The 23,190-nt window shown below is 58.6% G+C and carries 28 protein-coding genes; 12 read left to right on the top strand and 16 right to left on the bottom strand.

The window, feature by feature from the left end; all coding sequences use genetic code 11:
• Positions 1 to 188 precede the first annotated feature (188 nt).
• A complete protein-coding gene (locus tag NKJ80_RS16635) occupies positions 189 to 1,079 on the bottom strand; it encodes an MBL fold metallo-hydrolase (protein ID WP_023668030.1) in 891 nt (296 codons plus the stop codon).
• A gap of 299 nt (positions 1,080 to 1,378) precedes the next feature.
• Between NKJ80_RS16635 and NKJ80_RS16630 the strand changes: the two genes are divergently transcribed.
• Positions 1,379 to 2,536: a hypothetical protein gene (locus NKJ80_RS16630; protein WP_023668031.1), complete on the top strand. Its 1,158-nt coding sequence runs from the start codon at positions 1,379 to 1,381 to the stop codon at positions 2,534 to 2,536.
• A gap of 69 nt (positions 2,537 to 2,605) precedes the next feature.
• On the opposite strand, the gene NKJ80_RS16625 is transcribed toward NKJ80_RS16630, so the two are convergent.
• The 3 genes from NKJ80_RS16625 to NKJ80_RS16615 are packed head-to-tail and all read right to left on the bottom strand — an operon-like array spanning position 2,606 to position 5,492.
• On the bottom strand, positions 2,606 to 3,127 hold the full coding sequence (locus tag NKJ80_RS16625) for a ferritin-like domain-containing protein (RefSeq protein ID WP_023687824.1): 522 nt from the start codon (positions 3,125 to 3,127) through the stop codon (positions 2,606 to 2,608).
• Between the two features lie 47 nt (positions 3,128 to 3,174).
• Positions 3,175 to 4,317, bottom strand: coding sequence for a UDP-galactopyranose mutase (glf, locus tag NKJ80_RS16620; RefSeq protein ID WP_023668033.1), 1,143 nt, complete (start codon positions 4,315 to 4,317; stop codon positions 3,175 to 3,177).
• A 2-nt stretch (positions 4,318 to 4,319) separates the two neighbouring features.
• A complete protein-coding gene (locus NKJ80_RS16615) occupies positions 4,320 to 5,492 on the bottom strand; it encodes a glycosyltransferase family protein (protein ID WP_023704621.1) in 1,173 nt (390 codons plus the stop codon).
• A 353-nt stretch (positions 5,493 to 5,845) separates the two neighbouring features.
• Here NKJ80_RS16615 and NKJ80_RS16610 point away from each other — a divergent pair, with 353 nt between their 5' ends.
• The gene (locus NKJ80_RS16610; RefSeq protein WP_023668035.1) at positions 5,846 to 6,763 is read left to right on the top strand and encodes a glycoside hydrolase family protein; all 918 of its coding nucleotides are present in this window, start codon (positions 5,846 to 5,848) and stop codon (positions 6,761 to 6,763) included.
• A 170-nt stretch (positions 6,764 to 6,933) separates the two neighbouring features.
• Here the strand turns inward: NKJ80_RS16610 and NKJ80_RS16605 are convergent, their stop codons facing one another.
• The gene (locus NKJ80_RS16605; RefSeq protein ID WP_023748063.1) at positions 6,934 to 7,113 is read right to left on the bottom strand and encodes a hypothetical protein; all 180 of its coding nucleotides are present in this window, start codon (positions 7,111 to 7,113) and stop codon (positions 6,934 to 6,936) included.
• Positions 7,114 to 7,250: 137 nt separating this feature from the next.
• Here NKJ80_RS16605 and NKJ80_RS16600 point away from each other — a divergent pair, with 137 nt between their 5' ends.
• Complete coding sequence (locus tag NKJ80_RS16600) at positions 7,251 to 7,760, top strand: pyridoxamine 5'-phosphate oxidase family protein (RefSeq protein WP_352497962.1); 510 nt, start codon at positions 7,251 to 7,253, stop codon at positions 7,758 to 7,760.
• Between the two features lie 40 nt (positions 7,761 to 7,800).
• Entirely contained in the window at positions 7,801 to 8,400 is a 600-nt protein-coding gene (locus tag NKJ80_RS16595) for a cupin (RefSeq protein WP_352497961.1), read from the top strand.
• 1 nt (position 8,401) lies between these two features.
• Here the strand turns inward: NKJ80_RS16595 and NKJ80_RS16590 are convergent, their stop codons facing one another.
• The 6 genes from NKJ80_RS16590 to NKJ80_RS16565 all read right to left on the bottom strand — a co-directional run bounded on the left by NKJ80_RS16590 (position 8,402) and on the right by NKJ80_RS16565 (position 11,155).
• Positions 8,402 to 8,698 (bottom strand): SemiSWEET family sugar transporter, encoded by a 297-nt coding sequence (locus tag NKJ80_RS16590; protein ID WP_023687830.1) that lies wholly within the window; start codon positions 8,696 to 8,698, stop codon positions 8,402 to 8,404.
• 76 nt (positions 8,699 to 8,774) lie between these two features.
• Complete coding sequence (locus NKJ80_RS16585) at positions 8,775 to 9,239, bottom strand: hypothetical protein (RefSeq protein ID WP_352497960.1); 465 nt, start codon at positions 9,237 to 9,239, stop codon at positions 8,775 to 8,777.
• 115 nt (positions 9,240 to 9,354) lie between these two features.
• Positions 9,355 to 10,131 (bottom strand): exodeoxyribonuclease III, encoded by a 777-nt coding sequence (gene xth / locus NKJ80_RS16580; protein ID WP_352497959.1) that lies wholly within the window; start codon positions 10,129 to 10,131, stop codon positions 9,355 to 9,357.
• Between the two features lie 68 nt (positions 10,132 to 10,199).
• On the bottom strand, positions 10,200 to 10,412 hold the full coding sequence (locus NKJ80_RS16575; RefSeq protein ID WP_245259911.1) for a hypothetical protein: 213 nt from the start codon (positions 10,410 to 10,412) through the stop codon (positions 10,200 to 10,202).
• On the bottom strand, positions 10,409 to 10,573 hold the full coding sequence (locus tag NKJ80_RS16570) for a hypothetical protein (protein WP_023681149.1): 165 nt from the start codon (positions 10,571 to 10,573) through the stop codon (positions 10,409 to 10,411). The genes NKJ80_RS16575 and NKJ80_RS16570 overlap by 4 nt, the downstream gene beginning before the upstream one ends.
• Before the next feature lie 54 nt (positions 10,574 to 10,627).
• Positions 10,628 to 11,155: a YciE/YciF ferroxidase family protein gene (locus NKJ80_RS16565; RefSeq protein WP_023681150.1), complete on the bottom strand. Its 528-nt coding sequence runs from the start codon at positions 11,153 to 11,155 to the stop codon at positions 10,628 to 10,630.
• A 423-nt stretch (positions 11,156 to 11,578) separates the two neighbouring features.
• Between NKJ80_RS16565 and NKJ80_RS16560 the strand changes: the two genes are divergently transcribed.
• Positions 11,579 to 12,979, top strand: coding sequence for a phospholipase D family protein (locus NKJ80_RS16560; protein WP_352497958.1), 1,401 nt, complete (start codon positions 11,579 to 11,581; stop codon positions 12,977 to 12,979).
• A 90-nt stretch (positions 12,980 to 13,069) separates the two neighbouring features.
• On the opposite strand, the gene NKJ80_RS16555 is transcribed toward NKJ80_RS16560, so the two are convergent.
• Both NKJ80_RS16555 and NKJ80_RS16550 read right to left on the bottom strand, forming a co-directional pair.
• On the bottom strand, positions 13,070 to 13,366 hold the full coding sequence (locus tag NKJ80_RS16555; protein WP_023668045.1) for a hypothetical protein: 297 nt from the start codon (positions 13,364 to 13,366) through the stop codon (positions 13,070 to 13,072).
• A 73-nt stretch (positions 13,367 to 13,439) separates the two neighbouring features.
• On the bottom strand, positions 13,440 to 14,432 hold the full coding sequence (locus NKJ80_RS16550; protein ID WP_352497957.1) for a YihY/virulence factor BrkB family protein: 993 nt from the start codon (positions 14,430 to 14,432) through the stop codon (positions 13,440 to 13,442).
• Positions 14,433 to 14,624: 192 nt separating this feature from the next.
• Here NKJ80_RS16550 and NKJ80_RS16545 point away from each other — a divergent pair, with 192 nt between their 5' ends.
• The 3 genes from NKJ80_RS16545 (at position 14,625) to ligD (ending at position 17,950) form a co-directional block, all read left to right on the top strand.
• Entirely contained in the window at positions 14,625 to 14,849 is a 225-nt protein-coding gene (locus NKJ80_RS16545; protein ID WP_155921617.1) for a hypothetical protein, read from the top strand.
• On the top strand, positions 14,846 to 15,139 hold the full coding sequence (locus NKJ80_RS16540; RefSeq protein WP_352497956.1) for a hypothetical protein: 294 nt from the start codon (positions 14,846 to 14,848) through the stop codon (positions 15,137 to 15,139). The genes NKJ80_RS16545 and NKJ80_RS16540 overlap by 4 nt, the downstream gene beginning before the upstream one ends.
• A 165-nt stretch (positions 15,140 to 15,304) precedes the next feature.
• On the top strand, positions 15,305 to 17,950 hold the full coding sequence (gene ligD, locus NKJ80_RS16535; RefSeq protein ID WP_352497955.1) for a DNA ligase D: 2,646 nt from the start codon (positions 15,305 to 15,307) through the stop codon (positions 17,948 to 17,950).
• Here the strand turns inward: ligD and NKJ80_RS16530 are convergent.
• Positions 17,930 to 18,814, bottom strand: coding sequence for an alpha/beta fold hydrolase (locus NKJ80_RS16530; RefSeq protein ID WP_023748072.1), 885 nt, complete (start codon positions 18,812 to 18,814; stop codon positions 17,930 to 17,932). The two genes, ligD and NKJ80_RS16530, sit on opposite strands and share 21 nt — an antisense overlap.
• 174 nt (positions 18,815 to 18,988) lie before the next feature.
• Positions 18,989 to 19,459 carry a GFA family protein gene (locus NKJ80_RS16525; RefSeq protein ID WP_050588111.1) on the bottom strand — a complete coding sequence of 157 codons (471 nt, stop codon included), beginning with the start codon at positions 19,457 to 19,459 and terminating at the stop codon, positions 18,989 to 18,991.
• A 192-nt stretch (positions 19,460 to 19,651) separates the two neighbouring features.
• Between NKJ80_RS16525 and NKJ80_RS16520 the strand changes: the two genes are divergently transcribed.
• The 4 genes from NKJ80_RS16520 (at position 19,652) to NKJ80_RS16505 (ending at position 22,675) form a co-directional block, all read left to right on the top strand.
• Positions 19,652 to 19,876, top strand: coding sequence for a hypothetical protein (locus NKJ80_RS16520; protein WP_023681156.1), 225 nt, complete (start codon positions 19,652 to 19,654; stop codon positions 19,874 to 19,876).
• A 291-nt stretch (positions 19,877 to 20,167) separates the two neighbouring features.
• On the top strand, positions 20,168 to 21,661 hold the full coding sequence (locus NKJ80_RS16515) for an alpha,alpha-trehalose-phosphate synthase (UDP-forming) (protein ID WP_352497954.1): 1,494 nt from the start codon (positions 20,168 to 20,170) through the stop codon (positions 21,659 to 21,661).
• 245 nt (positions 21,662 to 21,906) lie between these two features.
• Positions 21,907 to 22,071, top strand: coding sequence for a hypothetical protein (locus NKJ80_RS16510; protein ID WP_352497953.1), 165 nt, complete (start codon positions 21,907 to 21,909; stop codon positions 22,069 to 22,071).
• Between the two features lie 340 nt (positions 22,072 to 22,411).
• Complete coding sequence (locus tag NKJ80_RS16505) at positions 22,412 to 22,675, top strand: hypothetical protein (RefSeq protein WP_023681159.1); 264 nt, start codon at positions 22,412 to 22,414, stop codon at positions 22,673 to 22,675.
• A gap of 222 nt (positions 22,676 to 22,897) precedes the next feature.
• Here NKJ80_RS16505 and NKJ80_RS16500 read toward each other — a convergent pair whose 3' ends face one another.
• Positions 22,898 to 23,188, bottom strand: a complete 291-nt coding sequence (locus NKJ80_RS16500) for a hypothetical protein (protein ID WP_352497952.1) — start codon at positions 23,186 to 23,188, stop codon at positions 22,898 to 22,900.
• Positions 23,189 to 23,190 lie beyond the last annotated feature (2 nt).

The raw sequence follows: 23,190 nt of genomic DNA, 5'->3' as shown, positions 1-23,190 counted from the left end.
CGGGAACGCGTGCTAGGGGCATGCGTTCATCGGGTTTCCATCTGAGCCTCCCCATGGCGCGGAACCTCGCGGCACTTCGCAGGGTGTCGCCCCCTGTGCGAGTGCCCCAACTGTCGCCGGCCGGGTTTGTTCCGCTGGACCGAGTTACTCTGTCCGATGGTCCCGCGTTGGCCAATCCGACCATAATTTCAGAACGATGGCGGCTCGATTGGCCTAGCTATCGGCGACGCTGGCTCGCGCACGAATTTCAATTTCGGCGGGACGGCGAATACCCTGAACCGCTCAGCCAGGTTGTCGAGAGCCTGACGCATGCCCACTCCCGCAGCAGCCGCGCCGTGCCCACTGATGACCATCTGGGGGCCCAAGGCAGCCAGATGCTTCACGGACCTTTCCGCTGCATCCCAGTCTGGCGTGAAATAGCGCGGCGGACCGTGCATCTCGAGATCCTGAATGGCGACTTCATAGACCGACTCCTGACCGGTGGTGATGAAAGCGTCTCCTACGATGAGCGAGCGGTCTTGCTCGCGCCAGAGCGAGATATGCCCAGGGGCATGTCCGGGTGTGTGCAGCCATTGCCATCCGGGCATTCCGGGGATCGATCCATCGGCGGGCAAGGGTTGCAAACGGCTGCCAAGATCGATTGGCCCGCGTGGAAAAAGCGGTGAAAGCAGCGCCATCAGTCCACCCCCAACCCAGGGATCCGGTGGCGGATAGGATGTGGTGCCGTCCAAATAGGGGTGCTCGAGTGGATGGGCGAAGACAGGCACGTCCCAGCCATTTGCGAGTTCTAGAACCGTTCCCACATGGTCGAAATGGCCATGGGTCAGGATGATTGCAGCCGGCCGTGCGTTAACGCCGAACCGCTTTTCCGCGACCGCTAGAATGCTGCTGCGAGACGTCGGCAACCCGGTATCGATCAGCACCCAGTTCCGATCTCCGCTGCCCGGTGCGCCGAAGAACACGACATTGACGATTGCTAGCCGCAAGTAACCCAGGTCCGGTGCGATGCTCCAAGCGCCGTCGCCACGATCCTCGCGCCTGGCGTGGTCGATCTCGGAAAGTCGAATCTGAACGGTCATGTGATCCCATGCCTCTGTTGTTGCCGAGCAGCCGCTCGAGTGGATGACGGCGGCTGTACATCGCCCCGAACTTGGGACGGGCCTCCTTGTTCCTCATTTGCACGCGGCGCCCGGACAGTTCACCACCGGAACAAAGGCTCTACCAATGGGTTCGGCACTACCCGGCCACGCAAGGACGAGCTGGACTGAGCAACGAACATGGGGCGCGCCCGACTGAATTCGGTATTTCGCCAACGCGGTTCCCGGTCCGGACAAGGCGGCCGAGTTCGAAGCCGATTGCCCAAAGGAGACTTCGAAAAATGAGCGAAGTGGGACGCCAGACGGAGGCCTCGGTTCCGGAAGCTTCGCGCTTCGCCAGTTTTTTCATGGCAGGCTTTGAATGCTCCTCGCACCGGCGCAAGGACGGCGTTCGCCTCGATCTTATTCGTGCGACCTCGCATAATTTGCATGCCCTGGGCGACTACCGCGGCTGCGCCGAACTCGGCCTTCGCACCATCCGCGACGGCCTGCGTTGGCATTTGATCGAAACCGCTCCCGGAACCTATGACTGGTCAAGTTGGGCGCCAATGGTGGAGGCAGCCCGATCGGCAGGTGTTCAGGTAATCTGGGACATCTTTCACTACGGATCTCCGGACCATGTCGATCAGGGCTCGCTGCATTTCATCGACGCCTATGCCTCGTTCGCGGCAGAAGCCGTCAAGGTACACCGTTCGATCACCGGAACATCGCCTCTGTTGTGTCCCATCAACGAAATCTCCTTTTTCGCATGGGCTGTTGAGGTCGGCTATTTCCCGCGCGTGGGGCCGAACAAACGTGGATGGTTCAAGCGGCACCTCGTGAAGGCCGCCATCGCGGGTGTTCGTGCAATGCGGGAGATCGACCCCGCCTGCAGATTTGTCTGGGCCGAGCCGCTTATCCATATCGCCCCTCGCGACCGAACCCGCAGCGAACGGCGCCGGGCCGAAAACGCCCGACAGGGGCAGTTCGAAGCTTACGACATGTTGCTGGGCCGCGTCGAACCTGAGTTGGGCGGGAGCGAAGATGTTGTCGATGTCGTGGGCTTGAATTTTTATCCGCACAATCAATGGTACGTAAACGGGCCGACGATTCCGATGGGACACCACGAGTACCGCGCCCTGTCGGAAATGTTGCTAGAAGTTGCTCATCGATACGGCAAGCCGATGTTCATTGCGGAGACCGGCTCCGAGGGATCCGGCGGGCCGGCTTGGCTCCATTATGTCTGCGACGAGGTGCGTTCCGCAATCAGTCTCGGAGCGCCGATCGAGGGTATTTGCCTGTACCCGATAACGGCCTACCCGGGCTGGGACAATTCGCGACATGCCGAGGTCGGTTTGTTTTCCGTCATCCAGGCTGACGGCAGGCGACACCTGCGCAAACCCACAGCAGATGAACTGGCCCGTCAGCAAGGTCTTCTCGTGGCGGACACGACACCTTGAAGAGGCCTAAAACGAGGGAGGGGCGGGCGAGCGTCTGTCTCGAAACGCCGCCCGCGCCGGTGCGGTGCATCAGCTTTTTGCAGTCGCCCCAGCCTCGCGCAGCCTGGCATATCGCATGGTAACGTCGCTCAGATTTTCCTTGAGCCAGTTGGCCATGGCTTCCTCTTCGTTCAGGTTCTGCTTGAGGGCCCTTTCAGCATCCTGGAAGCCCCCGGCGTCGGCCAGTACCAGCAGCGAATTGTAGGCAGCGATCTCGTAGTTCTCGAATGCGAAATTCGCCAGGCTGTTCTTGATGATCTCGTCGCCGGCCATCGAATGTCCAATGGCGGCCACGCTGCCAACCATCGACAAGGCAGTGTCCTTGAGGGTGGAGTGCTCCTCGCCAAGGCCCTCCAGGACGGACTCGAGTCTCGTGATCTGGCCTTCGGTTTCCTGAATGTGCCGGCGCAAGCGATCGGCCACCTCCGGATAGTTCTCTATACGCTCGACCTGAGGCTTCATGATCGACAGCGCTTGATTTTCCATGGCGTGCGCGTTGCGCAAGCCGACGATAAATATCTCACGGCTTTCCGAGTTGAAGTTTGTATCCATCGAGTTTCTCCTTCTGATACCCGCCCGATCTTCCGTCTTGAAAGAAACTATCTTCTCGGCTCGGCCAACAACGGCTCGTCCGTGCGCGCCCAGGCCGGGAGGCTTTTTTGGATGCGCGAGAAAGTGGCCAGAGCCTGTCCGACTACCTGGTCCATGTTGTAATAGCGGTAAGTTGCAAGCCGACCGACAAACCAGACGTCTGGGCAGCTTGCCGCGAGCGCTTCATAGCGCTTGTAGAGCACTTCGTTTTCGGGCCGGGGCACGGGATAGTACGGGTCCCCGATGTCCGTGGGGTATTCGTAGGTCAGGCTGGTCCGCGAACTCTGCTGGCCGGTCAGATGTTTGTACTCGGTAATGCGCGTGTAATCTTCCGTCTGGGGATAATTGACCACGGCAACCGGCTGAAATTGCTCGCAATCCAGTGTAACGTGCTCGAAACGAAGCGAACGGTACGGAAGGTGCCCGAGCTGCCAGCCGAAATATTCATCGATCGGGCCGGTATAAACCATGCGCCTGAACGGTATCTTCTCACGAATTTCACGGAAGTCGGTCTGCAGCATGATCTTGATGTTCGGATGATCGAGCATGCGTTCGAACATCCGCGTGTACCCGCCGGCCGGCATTTTCTGGAAGCTGTCGCTGAAATAGCGGTCGTCACGGTTGGTCCTGGTCGGCACTCGTGCCGTCACGGATTTGCTCAGCTGACTGGGATCGACGCCCCATTGCTTTCTTGTGTAGCCGCGGAAGAATTTTTCATAGAGCTCGCGCCCCACGGTGCTGACGACGACGTCCTCAGCCGTTCGGACATCCTCCACCGTTTCGCGTCGCGACGCGAAGAAATCCTCCAGCTGTGCCGAGGTCAGGTCTAGCCCGTAAAGCCGGTTGATGGTGTCGAGATTGATCGGGATGGGAACCAGTTGCCCGTCCACGGCCGCCAACACCCTGTGCTCGTACGGCCGCCATTGCGTGAACTGCGAAAGGTGGTCCACGATCGTTTGGCTGTTGGTGTGGAAGATGTGCGGGCCGTAGCGATGGATGAGGATGCCGGCTTCATTGTAGCAGTCGTAGGCGTTGCCTCCCACATGGCTGCGGCGATCGATCAGCAAAACGCTTTCCTGACGCTGCGACGCTATCCGTTCGGCAAGCACACTGCCGGCGAAACCCGCGCCGACGATCAGCCAATCGAACATGGCTATGCACTCCTGCGAAGGGGCACGACCTTCTTGCGTTGGTAGGCGCGCTCAATGTGAGCTGCCATGGCATTCCATGTCCGTTCCCAGGACATGTCCGCAAGATAGGCATCGACTTGCTGCAGGAGCATCTGACGCGGTCGCGAAAGGACGGAGCGCAGCTTGATTTCCAGATCGTCACAGTCGGCGATTTCCACCAGCCCGGCAGCACCGTAACTGCGCACCACGTCGACGATTGCCGTCGAGATCACCGGCAGACCCGCCGCGAGAAATTCCGGCGTCTTGGTCGGGCTGATGAAACGCGTCGCCTCGTTGAGGGCAAACGGCATCCATCCGGCGTCCCAATGGCGCAAATAGTCGGGCAGATCGCAGTAGGCTTTCGGGCCAAGCCAATGCAGGTTTTCGGCTTGCGGCAGGCTTGCAGGGTCGATCTTGACAACCGGACCGAGCATGACGAAATGCACGTCCGGCATTGTCTTTGCCGCTAGCGCCACGAGATCGACGTCCAGCCGCTCGTCGATGACGCCGAAATATCCAACCCTCGGGGAAGGAATGCCCGCCTGGTCGGCTGGGTCCCTTCCTGGCCGTCTTGCGGTGTGAAAGTGCCTCACATCGATGCTGCTCGGAAATGGAAAGATGGCGGGATGGAGGTGACGCTTGGTCTCGAACAAGCTTAGACCACCGGTGAAAACCAGATCCGCGCGGCGCAGAAGCGCCTTTTCCATCTGGCCCAGCTCGGGGGGCGCATTCCTGAACGCAGAGAGTTCGTCCATGCAGTCATAGACGCATATGTCTGGGTCGAGGAATTCCGTAAAGCGAAGAGCCATTGGGGTGTAGTACCAGGCGATCAGCCGGCTATGCGGCATAGAAGCGATGGTCTGCTGCACAAATCTCCGCTGGACGGCATCTGCTTTCGCGGCCGACGTGCCAAGCGGCAGCACTGGTGTGACAATCAGAATGTTTTCCGATGCCACGCTCGTCCGCATCAGCGGCTGCGGCAATTCTTCGAAAACGGGTTCTTCAAAGTAGACCACTCGCTGCTGAGCGGATGCGAGAGTGAGGAGATGCTGCGGACGCTGGTGAACAAAATTCCATCGTAAGTGGGAGAAGCAAACCAGTATATTTTCGCGACGAACATATTGACTGCCGGTTACCCCGCCAAAGGCCGCTTCCATTGACATACTCCCTCTGTGACACTATTTATGTTACGATTAACATTTGTTAATCGCGAATGGAGAGAACTACTTAGTTCCAGCTCCTAACTTTCGATCAGGTGAGTTGTTCCAACTGAAATGAAGAAGGCCCGGTCGCCCGCTTGGTCCACGCACGAAGCGGGATCTGGTTGCGTAGGCGAGGGCGGCTGTCGGGACCCGGCCGCCACTGAAAGCGTGGTTGAACGACGAATGCTGGTGGACAGCGGCATTGCCGTATTTGCGTTCAACTCGTTGGCTATAGAATGTGCCTAACATCAATGATTCGCCTGTATCTCTGCGCGTCTCCGACTGCCGAGGCGAATTCCGGGGCTGACATGAACATCAACTTTGAAACCAACGTTTTTCCACTGTTTCATCCGCAAAGCGTGGATGATCTCAAGGACCCGTGTCCTGTCTTCGATGGCCGTGTCTGGCACGTCTTCGGGTCAAGCGGCACGGTCACCACCGAGACGTGGAGAATCTTGCATGCCACGGCGCCCGATCTTTATGGGCCGTGGGCCGAGCATGATCCGATCGAACTTCCAATCAACGGCACTGGTGTTGCGGCTCCCGGTGTGACCCACGAGTGCGGCGTCTTCCACATGTTCATTCAGACGGAATTCATGAAGTCGGGTGGCCGTTGCGAGCATGCGGTTTCCAACGACGGGTTCCATTGGGTAGTCCTCAGTCCGGCCATTCTGGCCATCCCGGACACGGAAGAGGACGGCATTTACGATCCGCATCCAGCAGTCATTGGCGGTGGGCGCTACCTGGTTTATTCGGCGATGCCAAAATTCACCAGGGTGCCTCAGCCCGACATCTATCTGGCACGTAGCCAGTCCGACTCGTGGTTCGGTCCGTGGAAGCGGATCGGCAAAATCCTCGACCACAACGATGTTCCCCACCATAACACCAGAGATGATCCCGACTACGAATGGGGCATTGAGGGCGCGCAACTGATCGAGCTGCCGGACGGCCGGGTGCTTCTCAACGCCACTTGCTTTCTTCCGAATGGCCTTCGGGGAAACCGGCAACGGGTGTTTTTTGCCATCGCCGACGAGGTCAGCGGGCCTTACGTTTCGATCGGCCCGGTGCTGGAGCCAGGTCAACCGGGCGAGAACGGCCACTCGACAGTGATGATCGATGGCAGTCAGCTTTCACTGTTCTACCAGAGCCGGGTTGCCACAACCGATCACCGATGGCGCTATGGTTTAGCCAGATGCGACGTCGCTCTCTTTTCAAAGGTCGCGTGATTTCCAGGCTGCCATTAGCGCCTTCAGGCGGATGCGCGTCCAACTCCTGAGGGTTGAAGGTGATCCGCGTCGACGGTAGCAAAGTGTCATCGCGAAATGATTTCAGCCCGTTCGTCAATTGTCTCCGCGCATCGATGACACCGCCAGATGCCCGACTAATGGGCTCATAGCTATTTCTTCGGTCCCTTGACAGGGAATGTCGCGTCGCCGTCTTTTTTGCCGGAGATCACCCGCGGATCGGCGCTGGCGACGCCATCGCTTCCCCCGCCCTTGTGGTCCTTTTCCGACTGACCCTTTGCGTCCTGCTCGGGTGTCCGTTTTGATGTTCGAAGCGTCTTGTCCGCCATCATGGCCTCGCGTTTGCCATCCAAACTTCCGGCAATTTCGAAAGTTCCACCGCTTTAGCAAGCCGAAGGACCCAGTGAGTTGGAACGTCGTGGCGGGACGTGAGTTGTAAGCGAGGATATTCACCCGCAGGAGGACGCTTATGGCTAACCGCCGAGAGCAGCAGACGGACCTCACGCCAGCCGAGGCAACAGACCGCATCTGGGAACTCGCCGAGGACATCGACGTCTGCATGTTTGTGACCTGGGACGGCGAGTACAATCGAGCCCGTCCGCTATCTGCGCGTGTGGTCCGTGAAGAAAACGCCATATACTTCCTCGTCAATGACGACAGCGCCAAGAGCGAGCAACTGTCGACCTATCCAAAGGTCACATTGGCCTGGAGTGACAACAGCCACTACAAATACGTCACGATGTCAGGCCCGGCCACAGTGACAAATGACAGGGAAAAGATCGCCGAGCTCTGGGAGAAAACTGACTCAGCCTGGTGGGATAATGCCGATGATCCCGAGATTCGTCTGATAACGGTCAAACCCGACGAAGGCGAATTGTGGGACAGCCCGGGGCTAATCATGGCTACCGCAACGATGGTGTTTGCGGCCGTTACCGGCGCCAAGCCGAATGTGGGCGACAACGCAAAGGTCGAGCTCTGAGCGAGCGGCTAAACTAACCTCTGCTTTAGAGGCAGCGTCGATGAGCATTTTGGAAACCAGCAAGAAGGTGCTCGAGAACGTCACCGGTTTCGCAAGACCGCGCATGGAAATCGTCGCCGGATTGGTGAGGCAGAGAAAGTCGAATGAGTTCTGGTTCAAGGATGATGGACTTGTGCCCAATCATCCAGCATGGCCGCTCGTCGTTTATCGCGGCGCCGTCGAATTGCCCGAAGGACTTGATCCAGCAGCCGTCATGGAGGTGCTTTTCGATGCAAACGGACGGGGCGATAGCTGGCGAAACGGCATCTATGATTACGTTCACTATCATTCGCAAATACACGAGGTTCTGGGAATTGCGCGCGGAAATGCTGAAGTCCGGTTTGGCGGCAAGAAAGGACGAACGCTGTCGCTGAAGGCCGGTGACGTCGCGGTCCTCCCGGCAGGCACCGGGCACCAATGCCTCTTGGCATCCGATGATTTTTTGGTTGTCGGCGCGTATCCTCCGTTTGGGACTTATGACGAATGTAGGAGCAAGGATCAGCATAGCGGTGCGCTCGCAACGATCCCCAGGGTGGGGCGTCCGCGCAAGGATCCTGCATATGGGAGCCAAGGTCCGCTGCTGAAAAGTTGGAAGCGCTAATCTAGTCGTCGGGGTCGAAAGCCTTGGCAACTGCGTCTTTCTCAGCCTGCGGCAGGACTGTCATTGTGAGAATGAAGGCTGACAGCAGGAGACAGACGCCATTCGTGATTATGATCGGCCACTCTGCCTTCATGATGCCGAAGGCCAGCCACAAGGCGAACCCCAACACAGTGATGGCATACATCGGTGCGGAAATGCCGCTTGTCTCTCGTGTCCTGATGATTTTCCAGGCTTGCGGCGTGAAACTGCTCATTGAGCAGACGGTCGCGAGATAGCCGATGAGCGTGACTGTCTGCATGGAAGCGGCCTGCCCTACGTCGCAGATACGCGCTTGAGATCAGATACGCGGACCACGCCGTGCTGGCTGACAAAGGTCAGGGTGGAGTCCGTGCTCTGGCTCTGCGAAACACCGATATGCGATGGTCGCCTGTGTCATAAATCTCCATCTTTCCATGATCGTCGATGACCAGGCGGCTTCGCTCAGGAAACGCTGCGTAGCGCATATTGTTTTGAGAACCAGCGGCAGACGGGCTCCCAAACTCCTCAGGCCACCATGAGCCGGCGTGGGCCATGGCGGGATGATCGAGCAGGTAGGCCGAGAGCTCCGCCGCGATAGCGTTGAGCTTCGCCTTGAGGCTGTCATTGAACATGTCGCCGACCATCGTCATGCCGGAAGACCATTGTGACATTCCTCCGAAGTCGACGTGGCTGAACTGGGCCATGGTTCCACCACCACGCCGCAACGCCTCAAGGACAGCCATGACAGCGCCATCAGCGACGCCATGCTGGCGTGCAAGGCGCGCAATCAGTTCAGCTTCCTTTTGAGTGTTTGTCATCATTGCGTCCTTTGAATCGCTTGGCGCCGGCAGTCCTTATTGTTGACGATAGACATGCGCGGCCAAATGTAATCACGAAGGAGCGCCACTAGGTCTTCAGGCTCCTTGCCGAGGAAGCTCAATCAAGTTCTATCCAGGCTGGCGCATGATCGCTCGGCTTGTCCCATGCACGCGTTTCGGCATCTACTCCGGCATTCTTCAGGCGATCCAATAGGGATGAACTCAGCAAGAGATGGTCCATCCGGAGCCCGGAACTCCGATCGTACCCGCCGCGGTAGGAGAAGTTCCAATAGGTGTAAATTCCTTTTTCTGGATGAATGCGACGAACCGCATCGAACCAGCCCTGAGCAAGCATTTCGGCGTACGCGCTCCGGCTCTCGGGGAAGTAAACGGCATCGCCAACCCAGCGCCCCGGCACCGCCGCGTCGATCGGGCCTGGAACGACGTTATAGTCGCCGCACAGGATGGTCGGTGAGCTATCGCCGAGCAGCACCTGGCCATAGGTGATCAAACGTTGGAACCAGCGAAGTTTGTAGTCGAACTTCGGCCCCGGCGCTGGATTGCCATTGGGCAAATACAGGCAGCCGACAACAAGCCCATTCACATCTGCCTCGATGTAGCGGCTGTGCGAATCGTCGGGATCGCCCGGCAGACCTCGACGACGTTCCAGCGGCTCAATCCCGCGAGCGAGGATTGCCACGCCATTGTAGGACTTCTGTCCGTGCCAGATTGCGCCATAGCCGGCGTTTCTAATCGCATCGACGGGAAATTTTTCGTCAGAGGTCTTCAGTTCTTGAAGGCAGACGATGTCATAGCCGGTTTCGCCAAGCCACTTGAGAAGCACTGGCAGTCGGCCGTTGACGCCATTGACGTTGAAGGTTGCGATGCGGGTCATCTCGACGATTTAACGTCTTTGCGCCGCTTCGATGCGACATAGGGTCGGTAGCCAAATCTTGCCTTTTGTCATCGTCCATCTGCATTTTTGCTCGAAGCATTGGTGCTCTGACCGGAAGCAGCGGATGTCTTTGCATCTTTGGAATGCGCGGCAATCGCCGGACCCGCGCCGGTAGCTTTACGCATATCGCCGCTCCCCTTGCCGTCAGTCGATTTCTTGCTCAACAGTCCTGAGAAATATTTTCCAAAGAAGCCCATCCGACTCTCCATCTTGGCGCTCATTCGGCGACTTTGCGGGCCCTGAACTCATCTCTGCGCTGTTCTCGCAACTGCCGAGGATCGCTGCGCGAACCGCCAAGGGCGCGGCGCCTGACCAGCGCGGCCGAACACTCAAGCAGGAAACATTCCAGTCCTTTGTAAATATGCGTGATCATGTCCTTCATCTCCCGGGACCGCCTCGGCACATGGGTCGCCGAGGCGGTTGGGTAGGCGATCAATCAAGCCGCTTTCCGTTCTGCCGCTCGTTCGTTGACGCCGGCTTCACCGAGGGCAGTCAACGCCTCGTCGGTGGCCTTCTCCTCTTCAAGTGTCGCATTGAGGAGCGCAACCACGTCGTCCTTGCCGAGCGTCGTAGCCCAGGCGATCAGGGTTCCATACCTGGCGATCTCGTAGTGCTCCACTGCTTGCGCGGCACCGACGAGCCCTGCATCGAGCGAAGTCGAACCCTTGTACTCCTGAAGGATTTCAGATCCTTCCTCCAGGATGCCGTCGATCGCCGGGCAGGTTTTGCCGCGCGCGGCAGCGCCGAGAATCTCGAAGACCTCCTCCAGACGTTCGACCTGCCCCTCGGTTTCAGCGAGGTGCTTCTCGAATGCTGCCGAAACTTGCTCTTCGGATGCGCCTTTGGCCATCTTCGGCAAGGCTTTCAGAATTTTCTTCTCCGCATAGTAGATGTCTTTGAGGCCATCGAGGAAAAGGTCCTCCAAGTCCTTGTTGTTGCCATTGGCTTTCTTGGCAGTGGGCATTGTGCCGTCTCCTCTGTTGAAAATTGCCCGTCGCGAGCATTTTCTTAACTCGGAAACCCGAACCCGGTTCCGGCATAATGGAGATATCTAAATTTAAAGGGCCCTGCGCTTCAGTGAGAACAACGAACACGTCATTCTCGTCGAAGAGCCGCGGCGGGGCGCACGCCATCGGGCTCTCGCAAACAGTTCACGGTGTGAGGGGCTGGGACTACAGGAGAAGCAAGTTCCGCGGCGGCAGCAGAGCAGTCGGGGCAACGCCTCTCAAGCCTCCTTACCGCTCTGCAGCCGCTTGATTGCTGGGCCCCGCTTGCATCCAGGAATTGGGTGATTGGACGGCTGCGTATGCAACCAGAATACCTCAGAATGGTTCTAGCTATGATTTGAGCGGGATGGCGCGAGCGCCGTCCAAAGGTGGCAATTTTCATGGACGTATCGGTTTCGCGAACCGCAGACCACAACATCAAGGCCGGCAAGAGCGGCTTGCTGCTTGTCTCGGATAATTATGACGCTTTCGCCGTGCGCGTGCTGGCGGCAAGGAGCGCTGAGCGCAGTCTCGACCTGATGTATTACCTTTGGCATGATGACCACACCGGCCGCTTGCTGCTTCGCGAGGTTTTTCGAGCTGCTGAGCGCGGTGTTCGGGTGCGCATGCTCCTTGACGACGTCAATCCGCGCAAAAATGATGCGGCATATCTGGCGCTGAACCACCATCCAAACATCGAACTGAAGTTGTTCAATCCGAGCGGTATCAGGCGCGGCCGGATCATGCGTGGTGTGGAAGTGCTGTTGCGGCTCTTTGCATTGACGCGACGGATGCACAACAAGGCTTGGATCGTCGACGACAAAATTGCCATTGTCGGCGGTCGGAATGTTGGCGATGCCTATTTCGATGCGGCAGAAACCAATTTCCGGGACCTTGACCTGCTGCTCCTGGGGCCTGCGGTACGGCAAACCGCGGCGATATTCGATGCCTTCTGGGCTTGCAATGAAGCCAAGCCAATCAAAACCCTGGGATCAGTGGCTGAGCATGAGCATGCCAAATGGCTTGAAGGAAGCGATACCGGCCCCGATCCCAAATTCCTGAACGGCATCGGCAACCGGGGCTCGATCACAGAGTTTATTGCGGCCAGCAACGACGTTCATTGGGTGGATGGCGTGCGGGTCATTTCCGATCCGCCGGAGAAGGTTCGTGGTTGGAGACGTCGCAGCTGGCTTATGAAAGAGCTGCGTCCGATCATCCAATCCACGCGCGGGTGTCTGGAAATTGTGTCGCCCTATTTCATCCCCGGCAAAAGGGGCACAGCGATCTTGCTGGACCTTGTCGGCGCCGGTGTTGACGTTTCGGTTCTGACCAATTCCCTGGCCGCCACGGACGTCGCAGCAGTCCATGGCGCTTACGCAAACTATCGGAAGCGGCTGCTGAGGAATGGCGTCAATATTTTCGAGCTTCAGCCGTTCAACCGGCGCTCCGCAATCTCGGTGTTTGGCTCGAAGGGCGCCAGTCTGCATACGAAAGCTTTCACCGTCGACGACAATATCGGCTTTGTCGGTTCCTTCAATTTCGATCCACGGTCAGTGTCCTTGAACTCGGAAATGGGCGTGCTGTTTGAGGATCCGAAATTGGTCGCCGAGCTGCGGCATCGATTCCAATCGGAAATATCTCCGGAAACAAGCTATCGGCTCGAACTGAAGCACAATGTTCTGCATTGGCATGGATGCGGCGAAGGCAAGATTCAGGACTATACGCATGAACCAGAAGCCGGATTTTTTCGCCGTATCCTGGCGGTCTTCGTCCGTCACCTCCCGATCGAATCTCAGCTCTAGCATCCGACGATGGCCGAGGACCTCGCGATCTCAGCGAATTGCCCTGCCGGGATCGCGTGAGCGAAACGTGAAACCCTGATCTACCACGGGTCAGCCAGACCGCATCACACCCGGTTCTTCGACAACCGCGTCGCCAATCCCATGCTGTCCGGCGTCCGGATCACTCGGCAACACGTCGGAAAAATTGACTGTGGCGACCAGGTATCCGGCTTCATCGTAGACCTTGATAGTCGATCCCGATTGCTTGGTTCCTGACCCAGGATCCGCCGCCACCGCTACGCGCGCCATCTCTATTGCTCTCGGACTGGCCATCTCCGCACTCGCTAGCTCTTCCTCGAGAGCGGTAGTCTGGCCGGATACTGTCGTCTCAAAGCGGAATTTTGGCATGGGCAACCTCCTGTTCCTATGCAATTCCGGTGTCCGGGTTGCGTTCCAAAGAAACAGAATTGGTTGGAAGCAGCTAAGATCGCCGCGATGGCCAGACCCGTGTCGCCACGAAGGTCAGCAAACCCGTGATCACAATCCAGGCCTGCACCTCGCGTTGGATGGTTGGTCCAAGGTTCGATGTCTGTCGCGACGGGCTCTCCGCCTCCACTATCGGTTGAAGGTCGGACCGACTGCCGAGACGGACGGAATAGGCCCGCGTGAACTCGGCGCCGAGCAGGAATATCTCAGACGAATAGTAAACCCAAAGCAGCACGACCAGCAGTGCACCCGCCGCGCCATAGGAGGATGCAATCGCGCTGGTTCCGATATACCAGCCAATCAGCGACTTGCCGATGGTGAAGAGCAAAGCGGTCACTGCCGCGCCAATTGCGACATCGCGCCAAGCGAGCGACCGGTCCGGCAGGATCTTGAAGATCGCGGCAAACAGAGCGGAAATCAGCACGAACGATACAATGCCGTTTATCGACGCGAGAATGATCGTGCCGAACGGCAGATGGGCGTTGATGGCAGCGCCAAGTGCGGAAATGGCGGCGCTCGCCGCCAACGACACAAGCAGTAGAAATCCTAACGCTGCAACCAGACCCAGGCTGGCCGCCCGCGCCCGCACCAATCGCGACACAGACATGGGTGGTGGCTCAATCTTCCAGATTGTGTTGAGCGAAAGCTGCATTTCGCCAAACACCCCTGAGGCTGTCACGAAGAGGGTGACAATGCCCACCAAAGTGGCAACAGTGCCGGCGGTTCTGTGAGAAGCGCTTTCGATGGTGCTGCGCAGAAGGTCGCCGGTTTGCGATCCCATCACGCCGGCGATTTCGGACGACAGAGCGAGTTGAGCTGCTTCATGCCCAAAGACAAGTCCAGCAATCGCAACAACGATCAACAAGATCGGGGCCAGGGACGTAACGGCATAGAACGCCATCGCCGCACCGTGGCTGAGGGCATTGTCGTTGATGAATCCGAGGATGCTCTCCTTGCCAAGAACCCAGGCTTCGCGTGCCACCCGCATGGGGAATTCCTTTTGCCTCAACGAGGAACCTAGTGCTGTGGGCAACGAAAGCGAGACCTGCCGCCAGTGCGCGAGGCGCGATTGCCGAGACACGCCCGCTTGTCTCTGCACCACGCCCAGAAATGTTCCATGCGGCGCCGGAACTCGCCGGGCTCGTAATGGTTATCGGTCATCCGATTGGAGTGATCAAAAATGCCTGATAATGAAAACCGTCGCGAGACCGGCGCAACGAAGTACCCGGCTAGAACAGGTCCTGATCCTTCGGATGCGTTCTCTCAGGATGCGGCCGGCAACAAGAAACCCAAGAGTGGGGTCGGCCTGACGCGGCCAGTCAACGAAGTGGATGACAAGACGCACCAATCCGATGGCCAGAACGCCCCGGCGAGGCCGGGCGGCGGAAACACGGTTAAGCCATGAACGTTGCCAATCTTCAGCTTGAAGGGTTGATGATGGCCGTCGCGTCAATCAACAACCTGCTCGTTCACAAAGGTCTGCTGTCAATTGACGAGATCGATACCGCCCTGCGAAAGGCAGAGGCGTCCATGACAGGTGACGAGCGGACCTACGAAGACATGTCACCGGCCAACCGTGACGCGATCTGCTTCCCGATCCGGCTTCTGCAGATCGCAAACAACGCGCAAGGCGAACTGGACACCCCACCATTTTCAGAGCTTGCAAAAATGGTTGGGCAAACCAAGGAACCTTAACGTCAGCGGTGACGACATGACGTGTAATCTCCGTGAAGGCCTACATTTGACGCCGATGCCAATCTGAAGCGGAAAAGCAGCGTCGGCGCCGTCTCGGCCATGAACCGAACCAAATCTCACCCACTGCGTTGAGTCCGGCGTTGCGTCATTAGTCGGGGCACTTCCATGAAAACGGGCGAGCTTTCCACCTACCGGGCCAAAAGGGATTTCGCGAAGACGAAAGAGCCCAGCGGCGAAAGCTCGATTGCGGGTTCGAACCGACTCCGGTTCGTCATCCAAAAACACGCGGCCACGCGGCTGCACTATGATCTTCGCCTCGAGCTTGGCGGGGTCTTCAAATCATGGGCTGTGACCAAAGGTCCATCACTGGATCCTCACGACAAACGACTTGCCGTGGAGGTTGAGGATCACCCGCTGGAGTACGGCGACTTCGAAGGCACGATTCCCAAAGGACAATATGGTGGCGGCACGGTGCAGTTGTGGGATCGCGGATATTGGGAACCGGAAGGCGCCATGTCTCCCGAAAAGGCGTTGGAAAAAGGCGACCTGAAATTCACGCTGCAGGGCAAGCGCCTGCATGGAAGTTTCGTCCTAGTGCGCATGAAGCATGACCGCAATGGCGGGAAGCGGACCAACTGGCTGCTGATCAAACACCGCGACAAATACGCGACAGAGGGCAATGGCGATGCGGTGCTGGCTCAGGACCGATCCGTCGCCTCCGGTCGGAGCATGGAAAGGATTGCAGCGGGAAAGGGGGCAGGTCCGAAGCCGTTCATGATCAAAGGTTCATCGTCGGCCGATGCGGATGCCGTTTGGGACAGCAAGCGCGGCCATGCGGCCGACAAGCGCGCCGCTAGGTCGGCAAAGCCTGCTCCGCGGCCGAAGCGAGCCGGTCCTGCCTCAGCGGCGAAGATGCCCGACTTCATCCCACCACAGCTTTGTGCAACGCTTTCCCGGCCGCCGGCCGGGACGAACTGGGTTCACGAAATCAAGTTTGACGGTTATCGCGTCCAGTTGCGCGTGGAAGACAAGGACATCGCCCTTAAGACCCGCAAGGGTCTTGACTGGACGGAGAAATTTGGCGCCATCGCAAAGGAGGCCGCCAGCCTCCCCAACGTCATCATCGACGGCGAAATCGTAGCGCTTGACGAGAACGGCGCGCCCGATTTTGCCGCACTGCAGGCGGCGCTGTCGGAGCGCCGGACGAAAGACCTGATCTACTTTGCTTTTGACCTGCTCTTCGCAAATGGCGTCGATCTGCGAAAGATGCCTCTCTCACAACGGAAGGAACGTCTGAGCGAGATGCTCGGCGAAGTCGATCGCGGCGCGCAAAATCTCATCCGCTATGTCGAGCACTTCAGCAATGGCGGCGACGCGGTGCTGCGTTCTGCCTGTCGCCTTTCGCTTGAGGGGATTGTCTCCAAAAAGGCCGATGCAACCTATGTTTCGGGGAGGACGGACACCTGGGCAAAATCGAAATGCCGCGCCGGGCATGAGGTGGTCATCGGCGGCTGGTCGACGACCAACGGCAAATTCCGGTCATTGCTCGTCGGCGTCAATCGCGGTGAACATTTCGCCTATATCGGCCGTGTGGGGACCGGATTCAGCGAGGCAAAGGTCAAGCAGCTGATGCCGAGGCTGCAGGAGATGAAAGCCGCGACGTCGCCGTTTACCGGCGATGGCGCACCGAAAAGGAATTCAACCGTCTTCTGGACGAAGCCGGAATTGGTCGCGGAAATCGAGTTCGCCGGCTGGACCGGGGGTGGCAATATCAGGCAGGCCGCCTTCAAAGGCCTGCGTGAAGACAAGCCCGCAAAAGACGTCGAGGCCGAGCGTCCAGCCGATCCTCAAGAGACGCCGATTGCCGACCCTGCCAAGGTGACTGGCAAGACAGGAAAAAGCCCGGTTGTCATGGGCGTCATCATTTCCAAGCCGGACAAGCCGCTTTGGCCGAATGCCGGCGACGGTCAGCCCGTCGACAAGCTCGATCTTGCAGAATATTTCGAGACCGTTGGCCCCTGGATGATCAGACATATCAAAGGTCGTCCCTGTTCACTCGTGCGCGCGCCGGATGGCTACGCCGGCGAGCAGTTTTTCCAGCGCCACGCAATGCCAGGCACATCCAATCTGCTGGAACTGGTGAAAGTCTTCGGCGACCACAAACCGTATCTGCAAATCGACCGCGTCGAGGGTCTGGCCGCGATCGCCCAGATAGGCGGCCTTGAGCTTCACCCCTGGAACTGCCAGCCGGGTCATCCCGAAATACCTGGCCGACTTGTCTTCGACCTTGACCCCGGTCCGGAAGTCCCTTTTGCGAAGGTGGTCGCGGCAGCCAAGGAAATGCGCGATCGTCTCGAAGATCTGGGCTTGGTGAGCTTCTGCAAAACCACGGGCGGCAAAGGCTTGCATGTCGTGACGCCATTGGCGGCCCAACGCAGCAAGACGACATGGGCCGAGGCCAAGGCCTTCGCAAAGGCCGTCTGCATCCAGATGGCGGCAGACAGCCCGGATCTCTACCTCGTCAACATGGCCAAGAAGCTGCGGACATCCCGGATTTTTCTCGACTATCTCAGGAATGATCGCATGGCGACAGCCGTCGCCCCTCTCTCCCCTCGCGCCAGGGAAGGCGCGACTGTATCCATGCCGCTGACCTGGAGTCAGGTGAAGGCGGATCTCGATCCGAAAAAATACACCGTTCGCACGGTTCCGGGCCACCTGAAAAAGACCGTCGCCTGGGCCGACTACGACGATGGCGAACGGTCGATCAGCATCGCCATCAAACGGATCGGTTCAGCAAAGCTCGCCGCATGACGACGTCGGTTCGCGCAAGAACGCCATGACAGCTGCGGCTACCGCGTCGGCTGCTTCTTCGGCCATATGATGTCCGCTATCGATCCGTTGGCCCTTCAGTTCGGTGGTCCAGGGTCGCCAAACATCCAGCACGTTGCCGTAAAGTGCCTCAAGATCATCGCGGGCGGACCAGAGTGCCAAGGTCGGGCACGCGACCCGGCGACCAGCTTTCCTGTCATCGGTATCGTGCAATTGATCGATGGCCAGACCTGCCCGATAGTCTTCAAGCATGCCGTGAACAACATTCGGATCGTGGATTGCGTCCTTGTAGTCGACATAGGCCTCAGCCCCCATGGACTCGGCTGAGCCGCCATACCACGCGTCAGGATCGGCCATGATTGCGCGTTCGGGCTTGTCCGGCTGTGCAAAAAAGAACCAGTGCCACCAGAGCTTCGCAAAGCGGGCGTCGCAGCGTTCGAGGGCTTCCAGGATAGGGACGCTATCCATAACGATCAGATGGCTGATCGCTGACGGGTGATCCATCGCTGCTCGGAACGCTGTGTAGCTGCCGCGGTCATGGCCTGCGATCGCAAACCGGCCAAAGCCGAGATGTCGCATGAGAGCGATGCAGTCCCTGGCTTTGGCACGCTTGGAGGATCCAGCATGGTCCACGGCGTCCGCCGGTACCGAGGACCGGCCAAAGCCCCTCAGATCGGGGCAGACAACTGTGTGGTCGGCGGCGAGAAGTGGGGCTACCCGGTGCCAGGTAACGTGCGTCCGAGGATGGCCATGCAGCAAAAGAAGCGGCGGGCCTGAACCTCCATACCTGACTCTCAGTGAGGACTCGGGCAGATCCACGGTCTCTAGCTTGAATCCTTCAAACATCCGCTTCTTTGTCGTCAGACTGTGAAAACAAGTCCCGCATGTCCATCTTCAACCCACCCCGGTGAAATTGGTTTCGGGCATTTGTCCGTTTGGACATTTCTCTCATTCCAATGGTTCGGCCGCCGTTCAGGATCCGCCAGCCCTGGCGCTGACGCCCGGATCCAACCTCCTGCCTCACCGGTCTCTGGGATTGCCCAGGGTGGGGTCGCGCGCTCGGGTGTAGCCCTCGACGCGAGGCAAACCGTCATCCATCCTGATAAACGGCAGTCGCATTTCCCAATAGGCTTGAGCTTGGGGATGGAACTTCTCGGGCGCGTCCATGAATCCGATCGAGATGTAGAACTCATTTGGCAAGCCTTCATCGGTGTACCCAATCGAGGTGCCACATTCCGAACAGAAGGAGCGCACGACCCCCCTGGTTTTCGAAAATGTTTTTGGTTTGGAGCCGAGCCAATCGACCTGATCTGGACGATAGCCAATCCAGATCGTCAGTGGGCTGCCGATCGCTCGTCGGCAGTCATCGTCATGGTCGAAACAAATCCAAAAGGGATCGCCACTGAATTCAGCTGTGATGGCTCCGCAAAAGCAATGCCCTCGATCAATCCGGGCCGGTTTTCTGATCGTCGTTCGGGGTTTGTCGTCCATGGTAATCTTCCGGCCGGCGTGGTGGCGTAACGCCGCGGACGGCAAGCAGTTCCTTTGGACGTCACAGAGCCGCAGATGCGCGCAACCGGCGGGCTGCTGGTCAATATCATTTGAGGCAGATCAGGCCTTAATTTGTTGGGAACATTTTTTCAGGTCCGCACTTTGTTCGCCGTCTGACCAAAGGAGGCGACCTTGAAAACACGACGCGTCGACAGGGAAAAGATCGAGAGGGCGGATCGAGAAGCCAAGTTGCTGTTGGAAGCGGAGCGGCATGCCAGGGAAGCCAAGACGGCGCGGCTTAGAGAACAGCGACAGTTGTTGGAGGCATCGATAGCGCAGACCCCGCCCGCGCCCGTAGCCGCAAAGCAGCCGCCCCGCCAACGAAAGCCGACGCGCAAGGTAATCGAGGTGGACTGACGGTTTGGTCAGTTGGGGCTTTTGCCAAGGTGGGGAGTTGATATGACAGGGCAGGGGATCCGGCAGCATGAATACCAAAGCGGTAAGTCCGGCCGTCGCCAAAGCGGCTGCTCGGCGTGCTGGATCGGGGTCTCATCACCGGTGCGTCCGACGACGATCCTGCGAGAGCCGCTGAAAAAGGCGCCGAGCGGGCCGAGAATGTGATCCAGCGAGTCCGGCTGGACACTTACGTCGGGAACAATCGCACGCGCGGACCGTTCCCCAAGCGATCTTCACGCTCAGGATTTGCTCTTGTTGCAGCGACCGGATGAAATTTTCAACGAGGCCTCGCAAACGGTTGGTGATCCCCTTGAGCGCGACGCCTTAGGTGGGGAGGCTGAGCTAACTGGCGATCGCGCCATCCCGCGTCGTCTGGTTGTCGTCTCGAACAGGCTGGGGAACATTCGCGATCTGTTGCAAGCCGGCGGACTTGCTGTAGGCATCGGGGATGCGTTGGCCGAGCGTGGAGGCCTGTGGCTAGGAGCAAGCGCTGAGTATCAGGACTACGCCGCGAGCGACGAACCGCTGATCCGCTTGGAACGCGTGGGAAAGATCGAGACGGCTGCGCTTACCCTGCCCTATGAGGAGTATTCGCTCTATTACAATGGCTATGCCAACAGCACGCTGTGGCCGCTTTTTCATTACCGACTCGACCTGGTGAACCACCGGGCAGAGTTTCTACACGCCTACCGGCAGATCAATGCGCGGTTCGCGAAGGCGCTCGCAGGACTGCTGTCGGGCAACGACGACCTGGTGTGGGTTCACGACTACCACCTTATCCCCTTGGCCGCCCAGTTGCGGCGGCTGGGAGTCCGGAATCGGATCGGTTTCTTTCTTCACATACCGTTCCCGCCGCCTGACCTGTTTGTAGCCACGCCCGACCATGAAGAACTCATCGATGACCTGCTTCAATATGACGTCGTGGGGTTCCAGACCGAAACGGACGTGGGGAATTTCCGGCGCTCAGTGCAGGCGGCCAACTCCATTACTTTTGATATCAATGGTTCGGCTGAGATGAACGGCCGCACGGTGTTGTCGAGGTGTTTTCCGATCGGCATCGACGTCGATTCAATCGCACGCATGGCCAATGAGGCGGCGGAGGATGTGCAGATCGATTCCATGCGCCGCCAGATTCTGGGCCTCAAGCAAATCATCGGCGTCGATCGGCTGGACTACTCCAAGGGTCTCCCCGGCCGCATGCAGGCTTTCGCGCGTCTTTTGCAAAGGCATCCGGAGCAAGAGCGGGCGGCAACCTATTTGCAGATTGCGTCGCCGACGCGCGAGGAGGTCAGCGCCTATGCCGACATCCGGGCCCAGCTTGAGGCAACCGCCGGCGCGGTCAACGGAAGATACGCGGATTTGGCTTGGACCCCGATCCGCTACATCCACCGTGCCGTATCACGCTCTCGGCTTGCTGGCCTGTTGCGCGCTAGCCAGGTCGGATTGGTCACGCCCCTGCGTGACGGAATGAACCTCGTCGCCAAGGAATACATAGCCGCGCAGGACGAAGCCGATCCCGGAGTGCTGGTGTTGTCGCGTTTTGCAGGTGCGGCCGAAGAACTTGCCGAATCCTTGATCGTAAACCCGTATGCCGTCGACGAGGTTGCCGATGCGATCGCAAAAGCGCTCGCGATGCCGCTTGAGGAAAGAATTGCAAGGCATAGTGCACTGCTCAAGCGCATCACGCGCAATGACGCAGCAGAATGGCGGCGGTCATTTCTCGCCACGCTCGCGGGCGAGAACTAGCGCCTGGCATCGATGCCTGAACCCGTCCGTGTGTCACGCGTCCCACACGGTCACAGCCCGGCCATAACCCGGCTTGCCTAGCAGTTCGAAAGGCCTTGAAGCTGATCGTGTATCTTGTCAGCCCGCATCAGAAACTTTTCGCTCGTTGCCGGAAGCGCGATAGCCCGCCTCAATCGGTGGCCTATCGAAGGTTCCACGGAACACACCGCCGGTCCGGTCGTTTGGGCTCTGATAGGAGATCTGCGATGACAAGGAACCCCACGCGAAAGGACAGTGATCTCTCTGAAAAAGAGGCAATCAAGTTGGCCGAAGTCACCGACGTGTCACCCGGGCAGGCCAAAGAGCTTGCAGCCGAGCACGGCATAGACGGCGCCAAGAAGGAAGCAAGAAATTACAAGGCGGAGGGCTGACTATGGCGGCCAGTGGATCCGCAAACGACAGAGACGCACGAGCCACCCTCTACGCACAAGCAGTAATGGAAGCCGAGCGTAAAGCGCGGGAAGAGAAAACGGCGCGATTGCGCAAAGCCCGTTTGGCGCATGAGGCGGTCAATCCGCCTGCACCCGAGCAGAAACCGGCAGTGCCGGAAACGCCAAAGCGGGTCGCCAAACCAGGCAGCCGAAAAGCTGGAGAAGATTAGCTTCAGCTTTCTTCAGCTGTGCCGGTGGCCGGCGCCGGGGAAGAGCAGACCGTGCGGTCGATCTGCACGATAAATTTGTATCTCATCGAATGACACAAAGGAGTCCAGTGATGACGGAGCATGTGTCCCGGAAGGAAGAACAGCGTGGCACCCGAAATGTACTCGGGTGGGGCGTCGTCATTGCGGCTGTGATCTTCGTCGCACTGCTAGCCTTCTTTGTGTTCATACCCCTTTCAGGCGGATCGTGGCAGACATCGCCAGTAAAGCGCACCCCGGAACAGAACCAAGGCGGCAATGCCCCCGCCGAGACATCACCCGCGCCCGGCGTTAAAAAGAACCCGCAAGAAAATACCGAGATGCCAGGGCAGCAGTGATCGACCTTGGGCTGCGACCCAAGTTGGCCCTGATCTTCCTGGTCTCATCGGCGTCATGATGGGATCAGGGCCTTCTGGGCGCAGGAACCGCTGAGCTATTGAGACTGGGGTTTCGCCCACATCGAGCGCAGAAAGATTACCGCAGCAGCATCGGTCTGGCGAACGAGGCGATGACGCCATCGTGGAACTCGAGGCAAATCAAGATGCCTAGCTGCAGGCCGTTCAGTTGGGATTTTTCAGCTGCTTTGACAACAGCAGTTGCTGCTGCAGCTCAAGGGCGAGCTTCAACAGCCGTTCAGGTGTTTCCTCTTCCGCGATTTCGTCGAGCAGCGCTGCGAGTGCGTCGCCCTCAACAGGATCGCGGAATGAGTCAGGTTTGGTTTGCGGAGGTTTGGCCACGAGGATTTCTAGCAGGAATGCGGCCGTATTTGCAAGACGAAGCGAAACGCTCTTGGGGGAGGGTACCATAGCGGGGGCGGTCGACAGGGCGGCCTGCGGCAAACTATCGGACAATC

It is taken from the genome of Mesorhizobium sp. M0030 (genome assembly GCF_040323695.1).
GTDB lineage: Bacteria > Pseudomonadota > Alphaproteobacteria > Rhizobiales > Rhizobiaceae > Mesorhizobium.
Note: the sequence above shows the minus strand (reverse complement) of the source record. Positions and strands in the feature narration are given on the sequence as shown.

What these genes read in the sequence shown, in the direction of transcription:
- NKJ80_RS16635 (WP_023668030.1), bottom strand. Translation starts at nt 1,079, where the DNA reads ATGACCGTTCAGATTCGACTTTCCGAGATCGACCACGCCAGGCGCGAG.
- NKJ80_RS16630 (WP_023668031.1), top strand. Translation starts at nt 1,379, where the DNA reads ATGAGCGAAGTGGGACGCCAGACGGAGGCCTCGGTTCCGGAAGCTTCG.
- NKJ80_RS16625 (WP_023687824.1), bottom strand. Translation starts at nt 3,127, where the DNA reads ATGGATACAAACTTCAACTCGGAAAGCCGTGAGATATTTATCGTCGGC.
- glf (WP_023668033.1), bottom strand. Translation starts at nt 4,317, where the DNA reads ATGTTCGATTGGCTGATCGTCGGCGCGGGTTTCGCCGGCAGTGTGCTT.
- NKJ80_RS16615 (WP_023704621.1), bottom strand. Translation starts at nt 5,492, where the DNA reads ATGGAAGCGGCCTTTGGCGGGGTAACCGGCAGTCAATATGTTCGTCGC.
- NKJ80_RS16610 (WP_023668035.1), top strand. Translation starts at nt 5,846, where the DNA reads ATGAACATCAACTTTGAAACCAACGTTTTTCCACTGTTTCATCCGCAA.
- NKJ80_RS16605 (WP_023748063.1), bottom strand. Translation starts at nt 7,113, where the DNA reads ATGATGGCGGACAAGACGCTTCGAACATCAAAACGGACACCCGAGCAG.
- NKJ80_RS16600 (WP_352497962.1), top strand. Translation starts at nt 7,251, where the DNA reads ATGGCTAACCGCCGAGAGCAGCAGACGGACCTCACGCCAGCCGAGGCA.
- NKJ80_RS16595 (WP_352497961.1), top strand. Translation starts at nt 7,801, where the DNA reads ATGAGCATTTTGGAAACCAGCAAGAAGGTGCTCGAGAACGTCACCGGT.
- NKJ80_RS16590 (WP_023687830.1), bottom strand. Translation starts at nt 8,698, where the DNA reads ATGCAGACAGTCACGCTCATCGGCTATCTCGCGACCGTCTGCTCAATG.
- NKJ80_RS16585 (WP_352497960.1), bottom strand. Translation starts at nt 9,239, where the DNA reads ATGATGACAAACACTCAAAAGGAAGCTGAACTGATTGCGCGCCTTGCA.
- xth (WP_352497959.1), bottom strand. Translation starts at nt 10,131, where the DNA reads ATGACCCGCATCGCAACCTTCAACGTCAATGGCGTCAACGGCCGACTG.
- NKJ80_RS16575 (WP_245259911.1), bottom strand. Translation starts at nt 10,412, where the DNA reads ATGAGCGCCAAGATGGAGAGTCGGATGGGCTTCTTTGGAAAATATTTC.
- NKJ80_RS16570 (WP_023681149.1), bottom strand. Translation starts at nt 10,573, where the DNA reads ATGAAGGACATGATCACGCATATTTACAAAGGACTGGAATGTTTCCTG.
- NKJ80_RS16565 (WP_023681150.1), bottom strand. Translation starts at nt 11,155, where the DNA reads ATGCCCACTGCCAAGAAAGCCAATGGCAACAACAAGGACTTGGAGGAC.
- NKJ80_RS16560 (WP_352497958.1), top strand. Translation starts at nt 11,579, where the DNA reads ATGGACGTATCGGTTTCGCGAACCGCAGACCACAACATCAAGGCCGGC.
- NKJ80_RS16555 (WP_023668045.1), bottom strand. Translation starts at nt 13,366, where the DNA reads ATGCCAAAATTCCGCTTTGAGACGACAGTATCCGGCCAGACTACCGCT.
- NKJ80_RS16550 (WP_352497957.1), bottom strand. Translation starts at nt 14,432, where the DNA reads ATGCGGGTGGCACGCGAAGCCTGGGTTCTTGGCAAGGAGAGCATCCTC.
- NKJ80_RS16545 (WP_155921617.1), top strand. Translation starts at nt 14,625, where the DNA reads ATGCCTGATAATGAAAACCGTCGCGAGACCGGCGCAACGAAGTACCCG.
- NKJ80_RS16540 (WP_352497956.1), top strand. Translation starts at nt 14,846, where the DNA reads ATGAACGTTGCCAATCTTCAGCTTGAAGGGTTGATGATGGCCGTCGCG.
- ligD (WP_352497955.1), top strand. Translation starts at nt 15,305, where the DNA reads ATGAAAACGGGCGAGCTTTCCACCTACCGGGCCAAAAGGGATTTCGCG.
- NKJ80_RS16530 (WP_023748072.1), bottom strand. Translation starts at nt 18,814, where the DNA reads ATGTTTGAAGGATTCAAGCTAGAGACCGTGGATCTGCCCGAGTCCTCA.
- NKJ80_RS16525 (WP_050588111.1), bottom strand. Translation starts at nt 19,459, where the DNA reads ATGGACGACAAACCCCGAACGACGATCAGAAAACCGGCCCGGATTGAT.
- NKJ80_RS16510 (WP_352497953.1), top strand. Translation starts at nt 21,907, where the DNA reads ATGACAAGGAACCCCACGCGAAAGGACAGTGATCTCTCTGAAAAAGAG.
- NKJ80_RS16505 (WP_023681159.1), top strand. Translation starts at nt 22,412, where the DNA reads ATGACGGAGCATGTGTCCCGGAAGGAAGAACAGCGTGGCACCCGAAAT.